This window comes from Psychrobacillus sp. (assembly GCF_056205495.1).
This window is the reverse complement of the sequence record NZ_JBAEAP010000582.1, coordinates 1-1,956: the sequence shown is the minus strand read 5'-3', so window position 1 is coordinate 1,956 and position 1,956 is coordinate 1. Positions and strand designations below refer to the sequence as shown.

2 protein-coding genes are annotated in these 1,956 nt (G+C 37.3%); one reads left to right on the top strand and one right to left on the bottom strand.

All coding sequences use genetic code 11. From position 1 onward, the window contains the following. Nucleotides 1–126: 126 nt before the first annotated feature. A complete protein-coding gene (locus AC06OU_RS16465) occupies nt 127–1,197 on the bottom strand; it encodes a tartrate dehydrogenase (protein ID WP_475857222.1) in 1,071 nt (356 codons plus the stop codon). A 337-nt stretch (nt 1,198–1,534) separates the two neighbouring features. Here AC06OU_RS16465 and AC06OU_RS16460 point away from each other — a divergent pair. Beyond that, a partial coding sequence (locus AC06OU_RS16460; protein ID WP_475857220.1) for a bile acid:sodium symporter family protein occupies nt 1,535–1,956 on the top strand: 422 nt, incomplete at its 3' end.

The window sequence follows — 1,956 nt, the reverse complement described above, 5'->3', positions numbered from 1 at the left end:
AATATCTAAAGCAACTACAATTGCTCCTTTCTCTAATAAATCTTGAACTACTTGAAGGCCCATTCCTCCGCCAGCGCCTGTTACTACGATTACTTTGCTTTCAACTACACCCATTTCTCATCTCTCCTATGCGTAAGATTTAATGTGTTTCATAATTTCCTCAGTAAACTCCGTAGTCTTAGCATTCCCTCCTAAGTCAGGGGTTCTAACTTTACCTTCCACTAATGTTTCCTCAATTCCGTCCACGATTACTTTAGCCAAATCTGAGTAGCCTAAATGCTCAAGCATTAAAGAGGTGCTCCATATTTGCGCAATCGGGTTGGCTATCCCCTTACCTGCGATGTCTGGAGCAGAGCCATGAATGGCCTCGAACATAGACGGATACTGTTTTTCTGGATTGATATTCCCTGATGGAGTAATACCTAGACCACCTGAAATTGCTGCTCCTAGATCCGTTAATATATCTCCAAATAAATTACTACCTACAACTACATCAAATATTTCCGGCTTAGATACGAAGAAAGCAACCAGTGCATCGATATGATAGAATTTTGGTTCTATCTCTGGGTAACCTGCTCCAATTTCCTTTGCTATTTCATCCCAAAAAGGCATCGAAAAGTTAATAGCATTAGATTTAGTTGCAACCGATAAATGCTTTGAACCCCTTTTTTGCGCAAGCTCATACGCATATTTAATCACTCGCTCACTACCCATGCGCGTAAACACACTATTTTGAACAACAACTTCATAAGGAGTGCCCGCATGCAAGCGACCTCCACTGTTTGAATACTCACCCTCTGTATTTTCTCGGACAACAACAAAGTCTATGTCCTCAACACCCTTGCCGACTAAGGGGCTTTGAATTCCTTTCAATAGCTTGATTGGTCTTAGGTTAATATATTGTTGAAACTCTCGCCTAATCGGTAAGATTAACTCCCATACTGAGATATGGTCAGGCACTTTTGGATCTCCTACTGCCCCAAATAAAATTGCCTCATAGTCTTTTAATATAGACAGGCCATCAGTCGGCATCATTTTACCGTGCTTTAAATAGTAGTCACAATTCCATTCATAAGGATTAACCTCAAAAGTGACACCTCCGTGTATATCTTCCACAAGCTGAAGCACTCTTCGTGCCTCTGCCATCACCTCAGGCCCTATACCGTCTCCTGGAATACAAGCAATTTTATGTATCATAATTAAATTCCCCACCCCTATTTCTACTAAATTAATAAGATTATATTATCATTTAAATAATAGTCTGGTAAAGTTTTTAACAAATAATTTAAAATTATCAAATAATTTTAAATGTGATTCATTAACGACTTCATTGGGATCAGTGGGATAGATCAGGATATTACAACATCATAGAAAAGCATTAAGTGAAAATAAAATATGTTCTTCATAGGAATTGGTGGGATAAAATTAATAATTAAAATAATCAAAAAATTATAAAAACTAGTTGTTTATATATTAAAATATAATATAATCAATATTATATTATGACACCAACAGGTGAATAAGGAGGAAAGAAATGAAAACGCTTCAATCAATCAGTAACTTCGCAGGTAAGTATTTCGCCTTTATCGTAATCTTGTTTTCCGTACTAGCATTTATGGTGCCAAGTATGTTCACCATGTTTTCTGCATACATAACGATTTTACTCGGTATTGTCATGTTTGGAATGGGGCTTACGCTTAAAGCTTCTGATTTTAAACTCGTTTTTACAAATCCTATTCCTGTATTAATAGGGGTGGTTGCTCAATTTTCGATTATGCCAACAATTGCTTTCGTAATAGCATATCTATTAAATCTTCCGCCACAACTTGCAGCAGGATTGGTATTACTCGGAAGTGTTCCTGGAGGCACCTCATCTAACGTTATGGTCTTCTTAGCAAAAGGAAATGTCCCCTTATCTATTACCATGACAAGTGTTTCTACATTACTTGCACCCGT